This window comes from Mesorhizobium sp. WSM3873 (assembly GCF_001672445.1).
In the GTDB taxonomy this organism is placed as follows: Bacteria; Pseudomonadota; Alphaproteobacteria; order Rhizobiales; family Rhizobiaceae; genus Mesorhizobium.
Genome location: NZ_LYTM01000004.1, coordinates 187,773 through 204,514, shown reverse-complemented (window position 1 = coordinate 204,514; position 16,742 = coordinate 187,773). Strand labels below are relative to the sequence as shown.

At 62.6% G+C, this 16,742-nt stretch carries 14 protein-coding genes; 2 read left to right on the top strand and 12 right to left on the bottom strand.

Annotation, left to right across the window (positions count from 1 at the left end):
* The coding region (locus A9K71_RS04560) for a transposase (protein ID WP_066991014.1) at positions 1-298 on the top strand (298 nt) is incomplete at its 5' end.
* Between the two features lie 112 nt (positions 299-410).
* Here the strand turns inward: A9K71_RS04560 and A9K71_RS04555 are convergent.
* The 3 genes from A9K71_RS04555 to A9K71_RS04545 all read right to left on the bottom strand — a co-directional run bounded on the left by A9K71_RS04555 (position 411) and on the right by A9K71_RS04545 (position 5,213).
* The gene (locus A9K71_RS04555; RefSeq protein WP_066990973.1) at positions 411-2,327 is read right to left on the bottom strand and encodes a potassium transporter Kup; all 1,917 of its coding nucleotides are present in this window, start codon (positions 2,325-2,327) and stop codon (positions 411-413) included.
* 148 nt (positions 2,328-2,475) lie between these two features.
* On the bottom strand, positions 2,476-4,389 hold the full coding sequence (locus A9K71_RS04550) for a potassium transporter Kup (RefSeq protein ID WP_066990969.1): 1,914 nt from the start codon (positions 4,387-4,389) through the stop codon (positions 2,476-2,478).
* A gap of 83 nt (positions 4,390-4,472) precedes the next feature.
* A complete protein-coding gene (locus A9K71_RS04545) occupies positions 4,473-5,213 on the bottom strand; it encodes a pyridoxine 5'-phosphate synthase (protein WP_066990968.1) in 741 nt (246 codons plus the stop codon).
* Between A9K71_RS04545 and A9K71_RS04540 the strand changes: the two genes are divergently transcribed.
* Complete coding sequence (locus A9K71_RS04540; protein ID WP_348626973.1) at positions 5,191-5,724, top strand: STAS/SEC14 domain-containing protein; 534 nt, start codon at positions 5,191-5,193, stop codon at positions 5,722-5,724. The two genes, A9K71_RS04545 and A9K71_RS04540, sit on opposite strands and share 23 nt — an antisense overlap.
* A 103-nt stretch (positions 5,725-5,827) precedes the next feature.
* Here the strand turns inward: A9K71_RS04540 and A9K71_RS04535 are convergent, their stop codons facing one another.
* The 9 genes from A9K71_RS04535 to A9K71_RS04495 all read right to left on the bottom strand — a co-directional run bounded on the left by A9K71_RS04535 (position 5,828) and on the right by A9K71_RS04495 (position 16,530).
* A complete protein-coding gene (locus A9K71_RS04535) occupies positions 5,828-6,955 on the bottom strand; it encodes an ATP-dependent RecD-like DNA helicase (RefSeq protein ID WP_066991011.1) in 1,128 nt (375 codons plus the stop codon).
* Between the two features lie 142 nt (positions 6,956-7,097).
* Complete coding sequence (locus A9K71_RS04530) at positions 7,098-7,466, bottom strand: nitrile hydratase accessory protein (protein ID WP_197504178.1); 369 nt, start codon at positions 7,464-7,466, stop codon at positions 7,098-7,100.
* Positions 7,435-8,094, bottom strand: a complete 660-nt coding sequence (gene nthB / locus A9K71_RS04525) for a nitrile hydratase subunit beta (protein WP_066990958.1) — start codon at positions 8,092-8,094, stop codon at positions 7,435-7,437. Before nthB ends, A9K71_RS04530 begins: the two co-directional genes overlap by 32 nt.
* On the bottom strand, positions 8,091-8,696 hold the full coding sequence (gene nthA, locus A9K71_RS04520; protein ID WP_066990955.1) for a nitrile hydratase subunit alpha: 606 nt from the start codon (positions 8,694-8,696) through the stop codon (positions 8,091-8,093). The genes nthB and nthA overlap by 4 nt, the downstream gene beginning before the upstream one ends.
* Positions 8,697-8,761: 65 nt before the next feature.
* Positions 8,762-11,920, bottom strand: coding sequence for an efflux RND transporter permease subunit (locus tag A9K71_RS04515; RefSeq protein ID WP_066990952.1), 3,159 nt, complete (start codon positions 11,918-11,920; stop codon positions 8,762-8,764).
* On the bottom strand, positions 11,917-13,188 hold the full coding sequence (locus tag A9K71_RS04510) for an efflux RND transporter periplasmic adaptor subunit (RefSeq protein WP_066990947.1): 1,272 nt from the start codon (positions 13,186-13,188) through the stop codon (positions 11,917-11,919). The genes A9K71_RS04515 and A9K71_RS04510 overlap by 4 nt, the downstream gene beginning before the upstream one ends.
* Before the next feature lie 192 nt (positions 13,189-13,380).
* Entirely contained in the window at positions 13,381-13,977 is a 597-nt protein-coding gene (locus A9K71_RS04505) for a LysE family translocator (RefSeq protein WP_066991008.1), read from the bottom strand.
* 122 nt (positions 13,978-14,099) lie between these two features.
* Positions 14,100-14,672: an acetolactate synthase small subunit gene (ilvN, locus tag A9K71_RS04500; RefSeq protein WP_040969991.1), complete on the bottom strand. Its 573-nt coding sequence runs from the start codon at positions 14,670-14,672 to the stop codon at positions 14,100-14,102.
* Positions 14,673-14,748: 76 nt separating this feature from the next.
* Positions 14,749-16,530, bottom strand: coding sequence for an acetolactate synthase 3 large subunit (locus A9K71_RS04495; protein ID WP_082980329.1), 1,782 nt, complete (start codon positions 16,528-16,530; stop codon positions 14,749-14,751).
* Positions 16,531-16,742 lie beyond the last annotated feature (212 nt).

The window sequence follows — 16,742 nt, the reverse complement described above, 5'->3', positions numbered from 1 at the left end:
AGCGCCTGCTTTGCTCGAAGGGCTCAAGGCCAAACGCGTTCTTGCCGATAAGGCCTATGACAGTAATGCCCTGCGCGCGATCGTCGTCGAGATGGGAGCGCAGGCCGTCATCCCTTGCAATCCAACCCGCAAGACCCTCATCCCCTACGACTTTGAAGCCTATAAGGCGCGCAATCTCATCGAACGCTGCTTCAACAAGCTCAAACACTTCAGGCGCATCGCCACCCGATACGACCGGCGTGCTCTCTACTTCCTCAGCTTCGTCCAACTCGCTTGCGCAATGCTATGGATGCGCTGAATGTCGATTCAGCCTAGAACGCAGTGCGCGCCGAGGAACCCGGAGCCGCCGGTAACGAGCACCAACTCACCGCCCATTCCCACCTCCCCACCCCTTTAGGCGTTGCAGTCCCTCAAATGGCGACCTGAGTGCCGATCTCGACCACGCGCCCGGTGGGGATCTGGAAATACTCTGTCGCATCGGCCGCCGTCTTCGCAAGGCCGATGAACAGCCTGTCCTGCCAGATCGGCATGCCGGAATTGGGCGAGGCCTTCAGCGAGCGCCGCGACAGGAAGAAGGACGTCGTCATGATGTCGAACTTCCATCCCTGCTTGCGGCAGATCGCCAGCGCGCGCGGAATATTCGGCTGCTCCATGTAGCCGAAGGTCAGCGTGACCCGCATGAAGAGCTCGTTGACCGTCTCCATCTTCACTCGCTCGCTATCCGGCACCACCGGCTGCGGTGCGGTCACCACGGAAAGAATGACATTCTTCTCAAGCAGCACCTTATAGTGCTTCAGGCTGTGCATGAGCGCGGTCGGCGCGCTCAGCGGATCGCTGGTCAGGAACACGGCGGTGCCGGACACCAGCTGCGGCTTTTTCTTCAAAAGGTTCGCCGCCAGGAAGTCGAGCGGGATCTCGTTGCGTCGCGTCTTGTCGAACAGGTAGCGGCTGCCGCGCACCCAGGTCCACATGCCGAGGATGATGGCGAAAGCCACGGCGAGCGACGCCCAGCCGCCTTCGAAGACCTTGACGATGTTGGAGGCAAAGAAGCCGACATCGATCAAGGCAAACAGCGCCGTTAACGACACCGCGACCCAGAGCTGCCACTTCCAGATACGGGTCATGACGACGAAGAGGAGCACCGTCGTCACCAGCATATTGCCGGTCACCGAGATCCCGTAGGCCGAGGCAAGTCTGCTGGACGCGCCGAAACCGACCACCAGAAGCATCACCACCAGCGCCAGCAGCATGTTGACGCGCGGCATGTATATCTGGCCCGACTGTTTTTCGGACGTATGCAGGATCTCCAGCCGCGGCAGCATGTTGAGCTGGACCGCCTGCCTGGTCAGCGAAAAGGCACCGGAGATCACCGCCTGGCTGGCGATAACGGTCGCTGCCGTCGCCAGAATCACCATCGGGATCAGCGCCCAGCCTTCATTCATCTCGAAAAACGGATGGCCGACGACACCGTTCTTGGCGAGCACGAAAGCGCCCTGCCCGGCATAGTTCAATAGCAGGCAGGGAAATACGATCGCCAGCCATGCCAGCACGATCGGCTTGCGGCCGAAATGGCCGAGGTCGGCGTAGAGTGCCTCCGCGCCGGTGACGGCCAGGAAAATGGCGCCGATCGTGACAAAAGCCACGTCCGGCGAGTGGATCAGGAAGGCGACGATGTAGTGCGGGCTGATCGCCCAAAGGATTTCAGGATCGGCAATGATGTGATTCAGCCCGGACAGGCCGATGGCGAGGAACCACACGGCGGTGATCGGCCCGAAGATCAAGGCGACACCACCTGTGCCGAACCGCTGCACCGCAAACAGAATGGCCAAGATGAGCAGCGTCAGCGGCACCACATAAGGCTGAAAGGCGGGTGTCACGACATTCATGCCTTCGACGGCCGAAAGCACGGAGATGGCCGGGGTGATCACGGCATCGCCAAAGAAAAGCGAGGCGCCGGCGATGCCGATGGCCAGGATGACCGCCGAACGCGTCGCGAAAGTGCTGCGCGCCAGCGCCATCAGCGAGAGCACGCCGCCTTCGCCACGGTTGTCGGCGCGCAGCACGAACATGATGTATTTGATCGTGACGATGATCGTCAGCGACCAGATGATCAGCGACAGCACGCCAAGAATATCGCCGCGATCGGCGACCTCACCGCGCGAGGAAGCAACGAGCGCCTCGCGGAACGCGTAGATCGGGCTGGTGCCGATATCACCATAGACGACACCCAGCGCGCCCAGCATCAGCACCTTGGTGCTGTGCTGCTCTATCTCCGGATGCCCCGTTTGCTCGACGGGTTCTGCCTCAGCACCATTGGCAAGGGCCATGACGACACTCCGATAAAATGCGCGGTGCTCTACGCTTGCTGCAGTGCAATATCAAGTGCCCTGGCGTTAGGGCTCCCATACCGCCAGTGCAAGGCTCGACCTGCAGAGGTCCATTCAAATCTATGGCACAATGTGAATGCTTGAAGGGTCAGATCGCGACCTGAGTGCCGATCTCGACCACGCGTCCGGTGGGGATCTGGAAATACTCCGTCGCATCCGCCGCCGTCTTCGCAAGACCGATGAACAGCCTGTCCTGCCAGATCGGCATGCCGGAATTGGGCGAAGCCTTCAGCGAGCGCCGCGACAGGAAGAAGGACGTCGTCATGATGTCGAACTTCCATCCCTGCTTGCGGCAGATCGCCAGCGCGCGCGGAATGTTCGGCTGCTCCATGTAGCCGAAGGTCAGCGTGACCCGCATGAAGAGCTCGTTGACCGTCTCCATCTTCACCCGCTCGCTATCCGGCACCACCGGCTGCGGCGCGGTCACCACGGAAAGAATGACGTTCTTTTCGTGCAGCACCTTGTAGTGCTTCAGGCTGTGCATGAGCGCGGTCGGCGCGCTCAGCGGATCGCTGGTCAAGAACACGGCGGTGCCGGACACCAGCTGAGGCTTCTTCTTGAGGAGGTTCATCGCCAGAAAGTCGAGCGGGATTTCGTTGCGGCGCGTCTTGTCGAATAGGTAGCGGGTGCCGCGAATCCAAGTCCACATAATCAGCCCCATGATCAAAGCGACAGTGATCGACACCCAACCGCCTTCGACCATCTTGACGACATTTGCCGAGAAGAAGCCGAGGTCGATGACGCCGAAGAGCAGCGCCAGCGCCAATGCGAGCGCCAGCTGCCATTTCCAGAGCCAGCGCATGACGACAAACAAGAGGATCGTCGTCATCAGCATCTCTCCGGTCACCGAAATGCCATAGGCGGAGGCGAGCGCGCTCGAGCTGCCGAAGCCGACGACCAGAAGCATCACGCCGAGCGCGACCAGCAGATTGACCCTCGGCATATAGATCTGGCCGCTTTGCATCTCGGATGTGTGCTGCACCTCGATGCGCGGCAGAAGATTGAGCTGCACCGCCTGTCTGGTCAGCGAGAAGGCGCCGGAGATCACCGCCTGGCTGGCGATGACCGTCGCCGCCGTTGCCAGGGCGACCATCGGCATCAGCCCCCATTCGGGAAGCATCTGGAAGAACGGGTTGGTCGGCTTGCCGCCGTGCGAGAGCACGAAGGCGCCCTGCCCGAAATAGTTGAGGAGCAGGCAAGGGAAAACGATGGAAAACCAGGCCAGCACGATCGGCTTGCGGCCGAAATGGCCAAGGTCGACATAGAGCGCCTCGGCGCCGGTGACCGCGAGGAAAACCGCGCCGACGGTGACGAAGGCGCCCGTCGGCGTGGTGGCCAGGTAATAGACCGCATAGTAGGGGTTTATAGCCAACAGGACGGACCAATCGTCGACGATGTGATAGAGGCCGGCAACGCCGATCGCCACGAACCATGTCGCCGTGATGGGTCCAAACACTGCCGCCACCTTGCCCGTGCCGAAACGCTGCACGGCGAAAAGCACCGCCAGAATCACCAGCGTGATCGGAACGACATAGGCATCGAGCGCCGGCGTGATGACTTCCAGGCCTTCAACCGCCGAAAGCACGGAGATCGCCGGCGTGATGATCGAATCGCCGAAGAAGAGGGCCGCGCCGCAGAGGCCGATCACCAGGATCAGGCTGGAGCCCTGCGGATAGGCGCTCCGTGCCAGCGCCATCAGCGACAGCGTGCCGCCCTCGCCCTTATTGTCGGCCCTCAGCACGAAGGCGACATATTTGATCGTGACGATGATGGTGAGCGCCCAGACGATCAGCGACAGCACGCCGAGCACATCGTTGCGGGCAACCACTCCCCCTGAAGCATGGAGAGCCTCTCGAAAGGCGTAGATCGGGCTCGTGCCGATATCGCCGTAGACGACGCCGAGCGCACCGAGCATCAGAACCTTGGTGCTGTGCTGCCGCTCGGCCTCGGCATGGCCCGAAGGTTCGAGGGATTCTGTTTCGCTGGCGTTGGCTAGCACCATGAACCCCACTTCATCAGATTCGCCACGCTCCGAGGCTGCCGCAAAGCGCGGGACACGCCGGAGCTACGCAAGGCGTCCTCGCCCTACCATCCGCAGGCCTTCAAGAACCGCCCAACCGTGCCGGCCATGCCATACTCCAGCGCATCCGCTGTCAACCCATGTCCGATCGATACTTCGGCCAATGCGGGGATGCGTTTGATCAGTGCAGGCAGATTGTTCACGGTCAAATCGTGGCCGGCATTGACCTGGAGCCCCGCCGCGAGTGCCGCGTCCGCGGTCTTTCCCAGTCTTTCCAATTCCCTGGCCGCCTTGGCGGAATCGGAATGGTAACCGCCATAGGGCCCGGTATAGAGCTCGATCCGGTCGGCGCCGGTATCGCGCGCGGCATTCACGCTGGCCGCATCGGCGTCGGAAAACAGCGACACGCGAAATCCGCCCTTCTTCAGCCGCTTGACGATCGGTGTCAGGAACGCGGCCTGCGCGACGAAGTTCCAGCCGTGGTCCGACGTCGCCTGCGCCGGATCGTCGGGCACCAGTGTCACCTGCTCCGGCTGGTTCTTCTCGACAAGCACCAGGAAATCCTCTGTCGGGTAGCCCTCGATGTTGAATTCCGTGTTTGGGAACTCATCGTCGATCAGCGCCCTGATCTCCGGCAGGTCGGAATGTCTCGTATGCCGCTCATCGGGGCGTGGATGAACAGTCAACCCATGCGCGCCGGCGGCAAGAGCGATGCGTCCCAGCCCTATGACGTTCGGCCACGGCAGGTCGCGGCGGTTGCGCAGCATGGCGACAGCGTTGAGGTTGACCGAAAGCTTTGCAGGCATGAATTCGCATCCAGCTTGGTTTTGGCGGGCATCTATAGCGCCTTTGCAGGGAACAGATAGTGGGTTTCCGGTGTTCCAGAGACTAGCTGATGGCCAACACAAGGATTTGCCAGTGAATTTCCTCGAGGCGGTGCCGGCGATACGCCGCATTGAAACCAACCGTGACGCGCTTTTTGCCATCGACGTCGTCGGCGATGTCTCGCCGGCGGATGCGGAAAACCTGTTCGGCCTGCTGGAAGCTGCCTATGCCCTGCACCCGAGGATCGACGTGCTAGTGCGGCTGAGTGACGAGGAGAGCGTCGATTGGGCCAACATCTCGCAAGAAACGCTGCAGCAAGGTGTGGCCGACGCGCTGGAGCATGTCGTCCGTTGCGCAGCTATCGGCGAACCGCGCTGGGCATCGCTTGTCGGCGACTTCTTTCCGAAGGTTCTGCCGTTCGAATTCCGGCATTTCACCAGTGACGACGAAGCCGCGGCCTGGCAATGGCTCGATGCGAGGCCGGCAGAATAAGCGGACTGGAGCAATTCCATGAAAGGTGTGACGGGTTTCCGTTCGGAATTGCGCCAAAACAACGAGCTAAGGGGTTTACCGTTTCCTGACCCGGTGAACCGCTCTATCGCACGATCGTCAGCCGCTCGGCCGCACGCGTGATGGCCGTGTAGAGCCAGCGTTGCCGGGTCTCCTTGAAGGCCCAGCTCTCGTCGAACAGCACGACGTCATTCCACTGCGAGCCCTGCGCCTTGTGCGCGGTCAGCGCATAGCCGTAGTCGAAATCGTCGAATCGCTTCTTCTGCTGCCATGGAATCTCGGCATCCGGATCCTCGAACGCCGCCTTCAGCAGCTTGATCTTGGCAACGCCGCGGTCGGGATCGTCCTCCTCCGGCGAGACCAGCAGGTTGATGCCAGGCTTCACCGTCTCGCGTGACGAGGTCATCACTTTCCACAGCGATCCGTTGAGCAGCCCCTTGGCCGGATCGTTGCGCAGGCAGACCAGCTTGTCGCCGGCCTGCGGATAATCGGCGGAAAAGCCCTTCAGCTCGCGCAGGCGCTGGTTGTAGCGCCGCCGCGTGCGGTTGGTGCCGACCAGTACCTGATCGGCTTTCATCACCAGATCCTGCGTGACCCCTTCCCTGCCGATCACCTGCGCCGTGCCGTAGTCGCCATGCATGAACTCGCGGCCTTCGCGCACGTCGAGCGCCAGCCGGATGATCGGGTTGTCGCGCGCCTGTCGATGGATCTCGGTGAGCAGCACGTCCGGCTCATGCTCGGTGAAGAAGCCGCCGCCGGAGATCGGCGGCAGCTGGGCCGGATCGCCGAGCACCAGGATCGGCGTGCCGAAGCTCATCAGATCGCGGCCGAGTTGCTCGTCGACCATGGAGCACTCGTCGATGACGACCAGCTTGGCGCGCGCGATCGGACTTTGCCGGTTGAGTGAAAAGGTCGGTGACATCGAGGTCTTGCCGGTCACCTGGTCCTCGACCGATTCCTCGCCCTTCGGACGATAGATCAGCGAATGGATGGTGCGGGCGTTGATCGCTCCTTTGGAGCGCAGCACCTGGGCAGCCTTGCCGGTGAAGGCCGCGAATTGCACCTGCCCGTCGACATGCTCGGCGAAATAGCGCGCAAGCGTCGTCTTGCCGGTGCCGGCATAGCCGAACAGGCGGAATATCTGCGGCCGCCCGTCCTTCAGCCAGCGGCCGACCGCCTTCAAAGCCTCGTCCTGTTGGGGAGAGAATTCCATCAGTTCGACAGACCGGATTCGCGAGCGAAACACAAGGTTGCGTGCCATCACCGGCGTCGTCGGCGACGGTCTCATTCATTATCAGCTCGGCACGCTATCAGGCGCAAACAAGAACGTAAAGGGAACGCAGCTTGAGTCCGGGCTACCGGCGGGCTCCGGGATCATTCTCCAGCAGGATCGGCTTGCCGTGCGGCGTGGCGTGCGCGGCACGCTCCCAGGCGGCCGCGAGCGCATCGATCTCGTGCTTGCCGGCGACGCCCTTGGTCGCCAGCAATTTTTCCAGCGCCGACAGCCAGTGCTCGTAATAGTCGTGGCCGTCCCTCGCGGCGTCCGGCTTCTTCACTTCGGCGGACAGGGCGTCCGCCCATTCGTTCCACGAAAACAAGCCGCTGTCGTGCAGCGCGACCGTGATGGCGAAAGCCTCCGCCTGCCACGGTTCGGCGAACACCGGATCGTCGAAGCTGCCCGGCAGTTCGGTCTCATGCCGGCTCAAGGTAGCTCTCCCAGGCATCGATCGAGACCTCAAGCGTCGGGTCGGCGCCCTCGCCCCAGATCTCGGCGCCGTCGAAAACCACGGTATAGACCCATTGCGGGTTCTCGCCCTTGCCATGCGCGTTGCTGTCCGGGAACACGAAGCCGTCGCGAACGGCCTCGATCCTTCCGTTCTTGCCGCGCGCGTAGCGCGGCAGGCGCGTATGGCCGGTCGGACTGAAATTCTTCGTCCGCACGCGGTCGCCCGCCTGGAAGCGCGCCGGCGCAGCCACGGGACGGTCGCAAGGCCCACCCTTGGCGAGCACGGCAGGCACATCGGCAGCCTTCAGCACGCGTTTGGGTGTCGCCGCCGGATCGACAGCCTTGCCGGCGGCAAGGTCGCGTTCCGTCACGAAGCCATGGCGCTTCAGGAGTACCTCAAGCGCCTGGATCCAGATCTGGTAATAGCTCGACGAATAATAATCGGCGGGATGCAGCGACTCTCGCGCATGCCGGCTCTCGTCGATGTTCCAGGCACCCATGGCGCCGGCAGTGAGCGTGACGCCAAGCGCCCGCCGCTCCCAGGCAGCATGGAAGTAAGGCTCGTCCGTCTCGGGCCCGACCGGCCCGAACCCCATCTGCCCGCCAAGATCTTGCGGCCCGTTCATGCCGGCTCCTTCGCCAGCGCCGTGCCGATCATCGAATCGCGGCTGACCAGGCCGGCGAGTTGCTCCTCGCTCCAGCCGTCGGTGCCTTTCGGCCGCATCGGCACCACCAGATAGCGAAGCTCGGCCGTCGAATCCCAGACCCGGATTTTCCTGCCCGCGGGCAAGGTTAGCCCGAATTCTTCCAAAACGCCACGCGGATCGATAACAGCCCGCGAACGATAGGGCGGCGCCTTGTACCAGACCGGCGGCAGGCCGAGCACGGACCACGGATAGCAGGAGCAGAGCGTGCAGACGACGAGATTGTGCGTCTCGTGCGTGTTGAACACCGCCTGCATGTGCTCGCCCTGACGCCCGGTATAGCCGAGCGAGGCAATTGCTGCCGTCGCGTCGCGCTTCAGCCATTCGGCATAGGCCGGATCGTTCCAGGCCTTCGCCACCACCCTGGCGCCGTTGCGTGGGCCGATTTTCGTCTCGTATGTATCGACGATGACGTCGATGGCCGCCGGATCGATCAGGCCCTTCTCGGTAAGGATCGTTTCCAATGCGCGCACGCGCGCCGCAAACGGATCGAGCTCGTTGTCGTGATCGTGATCATGGGACATGGCGCAAGGTTACGATCGTGCGCACGCCCCCGCAAGCTCGGCACCTTGGGCCAGAGCCGGGCCGCCTATTCGGCGGCCAATTTTTTCGGCTCGGCATTTTCTCCGGGGTCGAAGAGCGAGGGCTGCTCGACCGGCTCGACCGCATGCAACTCCGGCCGGCTCTTCTTCGAGGAGAAGCTGAGCAGCCAACCGGAGAAATGCTCGAAATAGACATAGATGACCGGCGTGACGAACAGGGTCAGCGCCTGGGATGCGAGCAGGCCGCCGACCACCGCAACGCCGAGCGGCTGGCGCAGCTCGGCGCTGGCGCCGGTGCCGAGCGCGATCGGGAACGTGCCCATCAAGGCCGCCAGCGTCGTCATCATGATCGGCCGGAAACGCATCAGGCAGGCCTTGTGGATGGAGTCCAGCGCAGACATGCCCTCGCGCCTCAACTCCAGCGCCACGTCGATCATCATGATGCCATTTTTCTTGACGATGCCGATCAGCATCAGGATGCCGATCACGGCTATGACCGACAGGTCCATGCCGAAGAGCCGCAATGCAACCACCGCGCCCAGTACCGCCGATGGCAGGCCCGTCAGAATGGTCAGCGGATGGATGAAGCTCTCGTAGAGCATGCCGAGCACAATGTAGATCGTGAGAATCGCGCCCCCGATCAGCAGCCCTTGGTTGGCAAGCGAATCCTGGAACGTCTTGGCGGTGCCGGCGAAGGTGGTGCCGATCGCCTGCGGCATGCCGATCTGGTCCTTGAGCTGGTTGATGCGGGTCACCGTGTCGCCGAGCGAGACACCCTGCGGCAGGTTGTAGGAGATCGTCACCGCCGGCAGCTGGCCAAGCTGGTTGACCGTCAGGGCGCCGGCCGTGCGATCGACCCGTGCGAAGGCACCGAGAGGAACGAGGCTGCCGCTCGCCGTTCTCACCTGAATGGCCAGCATACGCTCCGGCGACCACTCGATCTTCGGATCGAGCTCGGTGACGACCTCGTAACTGTCGGCCGAGCCGAAAATGGTTGAGACCTGATCGGTGCCGAAGCCACCATAGAGGGCAGAACGCAGCGTGTCCGTGTCGATACCGAGCTGAGCGGCCTTGTCGCGATCGACGACCAGCGACGCCTGCAGCGCGTTGTTCTGCAGATCACTTGTGACGTCGGTGAAGAATTTATGATCGGCGGCCATGGCGTCGTTCAATTTCTGCGCCCAGGCGTCCGTCGCGCCGTTATCGAGGCCTTGGACGACCAGCTGATAGGCGCTGGCCGAGGACCGCGAGCCGAGCCTGAGGTTCTGCACCGGTTGCATATACGTTTCGATGCCGGCGACGCCGGACAGCTGCCGCCTCAAATCGGAAAGCACCTTCTCTATGTCGGGACGCTTGTCCTTGTCCTTCAGTTGCACGAACAACTGTCCCTGATTGAGCGCATTATTGCCGCTGCCCACCGACCAGGCGACGTGATCGACGTAAGGCGAATGCGAGAAGACGTCGGCGACCTGGCTCTGCAGCTTCGTCATCGCGTCGAAGGAGATGTCCTGGCGGGCGATGGTGGTTACCGAGATCTGGCCTATGTCTTCTTGCGGGAAGAAGCCCTTCGGCGAAACCTGGATCAGCCAGACGGAGGCCGCCGCGGTGCCGACGAAGACCAGGAACACCAGGAAGGTGTGGCGCAGGCAGAAGCTCAGGATCCAGTCATAGCCACGCGTGATGAGATCATGTCTGTGACCGTCGGCATGCGCCTCGCGATCGGCCTTGGTCACCGACAAAAGCCGCGAGCACAGCATCGGGGTCAGGGTCAGCGACACGAACATCGACGCCAGGATGGCGACCGTTACCACGACGGCGAATTCGTTGAAGATACGGCCGATGACGCCGCCCATCAGAAGCACGGGGATGAACACCGCCACCAGCGAAATCGAAATCGATATGATGGTGAAGCCGATCTCACGCGCGCCCTTGAGCGCGGCGTCGAAAGCCGACAGCCCGTCCTCCTCCATGTGGCGGAAGATGTTTTCGAGCATGACGATCGCGTCGTCGACGACGAGGCCGACGGCCAGCGTCAGACCCATCAGAGATATGTTGTCGATCGAGAAGCCGAACAGGAACATCGCGCCGAGTGTGGCGATCAGCGAAATCGGCACGGCCACCGCCGGGATGATCGTTGCCGTGACGCGGCGCAGGAACACGAAGATCACCATCACCACCAACGCGATGGTCAGGAGCAGCGTGAACTGCACGTCGTCGACGGCCTGGCGGATCGAGGTGGATCGGTCGTTGAGCAGTTTGATGCTCGCGGCAGCCGGCATCTGGTCCTGGAAGGACGGCAGCATCGCCTTGACCTTGTCGACGACGTCGACCGTATTTGCGTCGGGCTGACGCTGCACGGCCATGATAATGGCGCGCGTGCCGTCATACCAACTCGCCGTCGTCGTGGTTTCGACCGAGTCGATGACGCGCGTGACCTCGCCCAGCCGCACCGGATGGCCGTTCTTGGTGGCGATGATAATGTTTGAAAAATCGGCGGCGTTCATCAACTGGGTGTTGGCCGTGATCGTCAGCTGCTGCTTGTCGTTCTGCAGCACGCCGAGCGGCGTGTTGCTGTTGGCCGAGGCCACGGCCGTCTGCAACTGGTCGATCGAGATGCCGCGCGCGGCGAGCGCGGTCGGATCGATCTGGATGCGCACCGCATATTTTTGCTGTCCGTAGATCGAAACCTGCGCAACGCCATCGATGGTCGACAGCGAGGGCGAGATGACGTTTTCGGCGAAGGCGTCGAGGTCGGTGAGTGGAACGGTGTCGCTGACCAGCGACATCAGAAGAATCGGCGCATCGGCCGGATTGACCTTGCGATAGCTTGGCGGCGCCGTCATTTGCGGCGGCAGCGATTTTTGCGTGCGCGCAATGGCTGCCTGAACGTCCGCGGCAGCCGCGTCGATGTCGCGGTTGAGCACGAACTGGATGGCGATCGAGGTCTGGCCCAGCGAGTTGGTGGTCGAAATCGAATCGATGCCGGCAATGGTTGCGAACTGCTTGATCAGCGGCGTCGCGACCGAGGTCGCCATGGTCTCCGGCGAAGCGCCGGCCAGTTGGGCCGAGACATTCACCACCGGGAACTCCGCGCTGGGCAGCGCCGCAACCGGCAGGAACTTGTAAGCGAACAGTCCGCCCAGCACGAGGGCGAACGACATCAGCAGCGTGGCGACGGGCTTTCGTATGCAGAATTCGGAAATCATGGGCGGGCCTCGCCGGCCTTGTCGGCTTGTGCGACCTTAGGCGAATTTTGATCGCCACTGTTGCTCGCTGTCTTGCCTTCGTGCACCGTCGCGCCGTCCTTTAGCCTTGTCTGGCCTTCGACCACCACCTTCTCGCCGCCCTTGAGGCCTTGGCTGATGGCGCTGTTATCGCCCTCCGTCAGCGCCACCTGCACCGGCCGCATCTCGACCGTGTTGTCCGGCTTGACCACATAGACGAAGGGACCTTTCTGGCTCGGCTGCACCGCGACCGTCGGAACCGAGGTCATCTGCGGCATCGTGCCGGCATCAAGGATGACGTTCACATACTGCCCCGGCCAAAGCGAAAGATCGGAGTTCGGTATGCTCGCCCGCGTGGCGATGGTGCCGGAGGCGGTGTCGACGCTGGAATCGACGAAATCGAGCGTGCCCTTGCCGATCGGCGTCGGATCGCCGTCCTTGGTGAGCGTCACGTCGCCTTGCTGTGGGCTCGCCAGCGCCTTGTGCAATAAAGCAAGGTTGCTTTCCGGCAGAGTGAAATTAACCTGCAGCGGGTCCATCTGTGTGATGGTCACAAGCGGCGTCGTGGTGCTTGAGCCGTTGCTGGTGGTGACGAGATCCCCGACCGAGACGTTGACCGCTCCGAGCCTGCCTGAGATGGGCGCGCTGATGGTCGCATAGCTTAACTGGACCGTATCGGCGTCGATCGTCGCCTTGTCGGCATCGATGGTGGCGGCCGCGGCCTTCTGCGCCGCCAGTGCCTGGTCGTAAGTCTGCTGCGTGCCAGCCTGCTTGGCGACAAGGTCCTTGGCGCGCTGAAGATCCGCCGTAGCGCTCACCAGCAGGGCCTGGTCCTTGACCAGCGTCGCCTGGTCCTTGGCAAGCTGCGCCTTCAGCGCGCGGTCATCGAGCGAGAAGAGAAGGTCGCCGGCCTTGACCATTTGCCCGTCCTTCACCGCGATCGACACGATCTGGCTGGAGACACGGGCATTCACGCTGACCACCGACGGTGAGGAGACGAAGCCGATGGCGTAGCGACGGATCGGAAAATCGGCGGTCGTCGCAGCTGCCGAAACGATCGAGGCCGAACGCGCGCCGCCAGCGCCGCCCTTCTGGCTGCCCGATGCCTTGGTCGTGTCGGCGGCGGCTGCGTCGGCCTGCTGGCCGGAGATCAGCTGCTGCACCCTGCCCATCGTGGCGGGTGACAGATAAAGGCAGACACCTGCAAGGCAGGCCAGAGCAACGACTGTAAAGGCGATTTTTCCGCGCATCGACAACTGGCCCTCTATCCGACACGCCGAAACCGGTGGTCTATTCTCAGCTCATTTCACGGCCGTTGCCGCGAATTTCGCCGAATAGATAGGACAAGGCTTTGGCGGAAAAGGGCCAAAACGCGGGATTACGAAGATTTAATATGCACTGCACAATTGTTGTGCAGCCGGCTAACGTGCCGTGGCGATCCCTTAACGCAGCATCGGCCAGAGCGTCGCTGCGAGCAGCAGACCCATTCCTATGTTGAACCATTTCAGCCGCACGGGATCCGAAAGGAAGCCGCGCAGCGCGGTGCCGAACCCGGCCCACACCGAAACGCTGGGCAGGTTGACGATGGTGAAGGCGATCGAAATCAGCGCCACCGAGACGAACGGATGATCCGGATTGGTGTAGACGGCCATGGCAGTGATCGCCATCACCCACGCCTTCGGATTGACCCATTGGAACGCGGCGGCATCGATGAAGCGCATCGGCCGCGCCTCCGCCCCGCCCTTGCCACCCATCGAGCGCGACATGCCGATCTTCCAGGCAAGGTAGAGCAAATAGGCGGCGCCGGCGATTTTCAGCGCCGTATGCAGCACCGGAAACGCTGTCAGCACCGCGCCGAGTCCGAAGCCGACGGCGAGCAGCAGAACCAGAAAACCGATGCTGATGCCGAGCATATGCGGAACCGTTCTGAGGATGCCGAAATTGACGCCCGAGGCCAGCAGCATCAGATTGTTCGGCCCTGGCGTGATCGACGTCACGAAGGCATAGAGCAGGAGTGCAAGGAACGCGTTGACGGACATCATATCCTCTCCGGATAGGTCAGCTATATTGTCCTTTTTCGGCAGGTGCGCAAAAGCCACGGACGGGTCGACCGCCGGGCCAGCGAGGAGAAGTTGAAGCAGTCGGAGCGGTGGTGGCGAGCCTACATCCCCTGCGGGCCGCGGTTCATGGCTGCGACACCGGTGCGGCAGATCTCGACCAGGCCGAGCGGCTTCATGATGGCAATGAACTGGTCGAGCTTGGAACCCTTGCCGGTGATTTCGAAGATGAAATGCTCGGTGTTGGCGTCGATGACCGACGCGCGGAAGGCATCGGCCAGCCGCAGCGCCTCGACGCGGGCGTCGCCGGCGCCGGCGACCTTGACGAGGGCAAGCTCGCGCTCCAGCGGCCGCTCCTGGCCGAGTTCGTGCGAGCGCACGGTGAGATCGACCACGCGGTGCACCGGCACGATCCGCTCGAGCTGGTGCTTGATCTGCTCCAGCACATGCGGCGTGCCGCGCGTCACGATGGTGATGCGCGACAAATGCTTCTCGTGCTCGGTCTCGGACACCGTGAGGCTTTCGATGTTATAACCGCGCCCCGAGAACAAGCCGATGACGCGGGCAAGCACGCCCGGTTCGTTGTCGACCAGCACGGAAAGCGTGTGCGTTTCCGGCTTTTCGGTTTCCTTGGCGATGAAGTAGGCGGAGCCGGTCGGCTGGAGCTGTGCGTTCATGACGTGAATCTCGATTTCAAACTTTGGCGCTAATTATCTGTTTCCACACGGCTTCCGCCGCAGACGCTGCCTGCCGCTACACCAGTTCCCTGCCCTTGGCGTCGATAGCGTTGGCCACCGCCTCGTCGGTCGCCTCGTCAGGCAGGAGCATCTCGTTATGCGCCTTGCCGGACGGGATCATCGGGAAGCAGTTGGCGAGAGTCGCCACGCGGCAGTCGAACAGCACCGGCTTCTTCACCGAGATCATCTCGCCGATCGCGTCGTCCAGCTCGTCCGGCTTGTCGCAGCGTATGCCATGGCCGCCATAGGCGTCCGCCAGCTTGACGAAATCCGGCATCGCCTCGGTGTAGGAATGCGACAGCCGGTTGCCGTGCAGCAGCTGCTGCCACTGGCGCACCATGCCCATATACTGGTTGTTCAGGATGAAGATCTTGATCGGCGCTTCGTACTGCACGGCCGAGCTCATCTCCTGCATCGTCATCTGCACCGAAGCGTCGCCGGCGATGTCGATGACCAGCGCATTCGGATGTGCGATCTGCACGCCGAGCGCCGCCGGCAGGCCATATCCCATCGTGCCCAGGCCGCCCGAGGTCATCCAGCGGTTAGGCTTGTCGAAGTGATAGTGCTGCGCCGCCCACATCTGGTGCTGGCCGACTTCGGTGGTGATGTAGGTGTCCATATCCTTGGTCAGCGCATAGAGCCGCTGGATCGCGTATTGCGGCATGATCACGTCGTTGTTCATCCTATAGGCGAGCGAGTCCCGCGCGCGCCATTTCGCGATCTGCTCCCACCATGGATAGAGCGCCTTCTTGTCGGCCTTGGCAGTCGCCCGCCACAGCCGCACCAGATCCTCCAGCACGCGGCCGACATCGCCCAGGATCGGCACGTCGGCATGGACATTCTTGTTGATCGAGGACGGATCGATGTCGATATGGATCTTCTTCGAGTTCGGCGAGAACGCGGTCAGCCGGCCGGTGATGCGGTCGTCGAAGCGCGCGCCGATGCAGATCATCACGTCGCAATCATGCATGGCCATGTTGGCTTCGTAGGTGCCATGCATGCCGAGCATGCCGATCCAGTTCTTGCCCGAAGCCGGATAGGCACCGAGGCCCATCAGCGTCGAGGTGATCGGGAAGCCGGTGAGGTCGACCAGCTCGCGCAGCAGATGGCTGGCTTCCGGACCTGAATTGATGACGCCGCCGCCGCTGTAGATGATCGGCCTCTTCGCGCCGGCCATCAATTCGACGGCGGCCTTCACCTTCTCCAGATCGCCCTGGACCTTCGGCTGATAGCTGGTGCGCGGCGCCGTTTGCGGCGGCACGTAGATGCCCTTGGCGAACTGCACATCCTTCGGAATGTCGACCACGACCGGGCCCGGCCGCCCGGTGGTCGCGACATGGAAGGCTTCATGGATGGTGGCGGCGAGCTGGTTGACGTCTTTCACCAGCCAATTGTGCTTGGTGCAGGGGCGCGTGATGCCGACGGTGTCGCATTCCTGGAAGGCGTCGGAGCCGATCAGCGAAGTCGGCACCTGACCGGTGAGACAGACCAGCGGAATGGAATCCATCAGCGCGTCCTGCAGCGGCGTCACCGCATTGGTGGCCCCGGGGCCGGACGTGACCAGCAGCACGCCGGCCTTGCCGGTCGAACGCGCATAACCTTCGGCGGCATGGCCGGCACCCTGCTCGTGCCTGACCAGAATGTGCTCGACCTCATCCTGCTGGAAGATCTCGTCATAGATCGGAAGGACCGCGCCGCCCGGATAGCCGAAGACATGCTTGACGCCGTTGTCCTTCAGCGCCTGCACCACCATTTCGGCGCCCGTCATTTCGCGCCGCTCGTTATGTCCGTTGCTCATCGGTCTGGTCCCGTACTGTTCGCCATCTGGCGATTTGCTGGTCGTTTAGTTGGGTTTTGGGCAATAAAAAAGGCCCCCGAGGGAGCCTGTGGGATGCGCATGGGAGGTTTTCGCCCGGCGGTTACACCGCCTTGCCCACGCGCCAGCCTACGAGAATGAGTGCTGTTTTCATGGGCGCGGACAATAAGGTCGGTTCCGCGCCGCTGTCAACG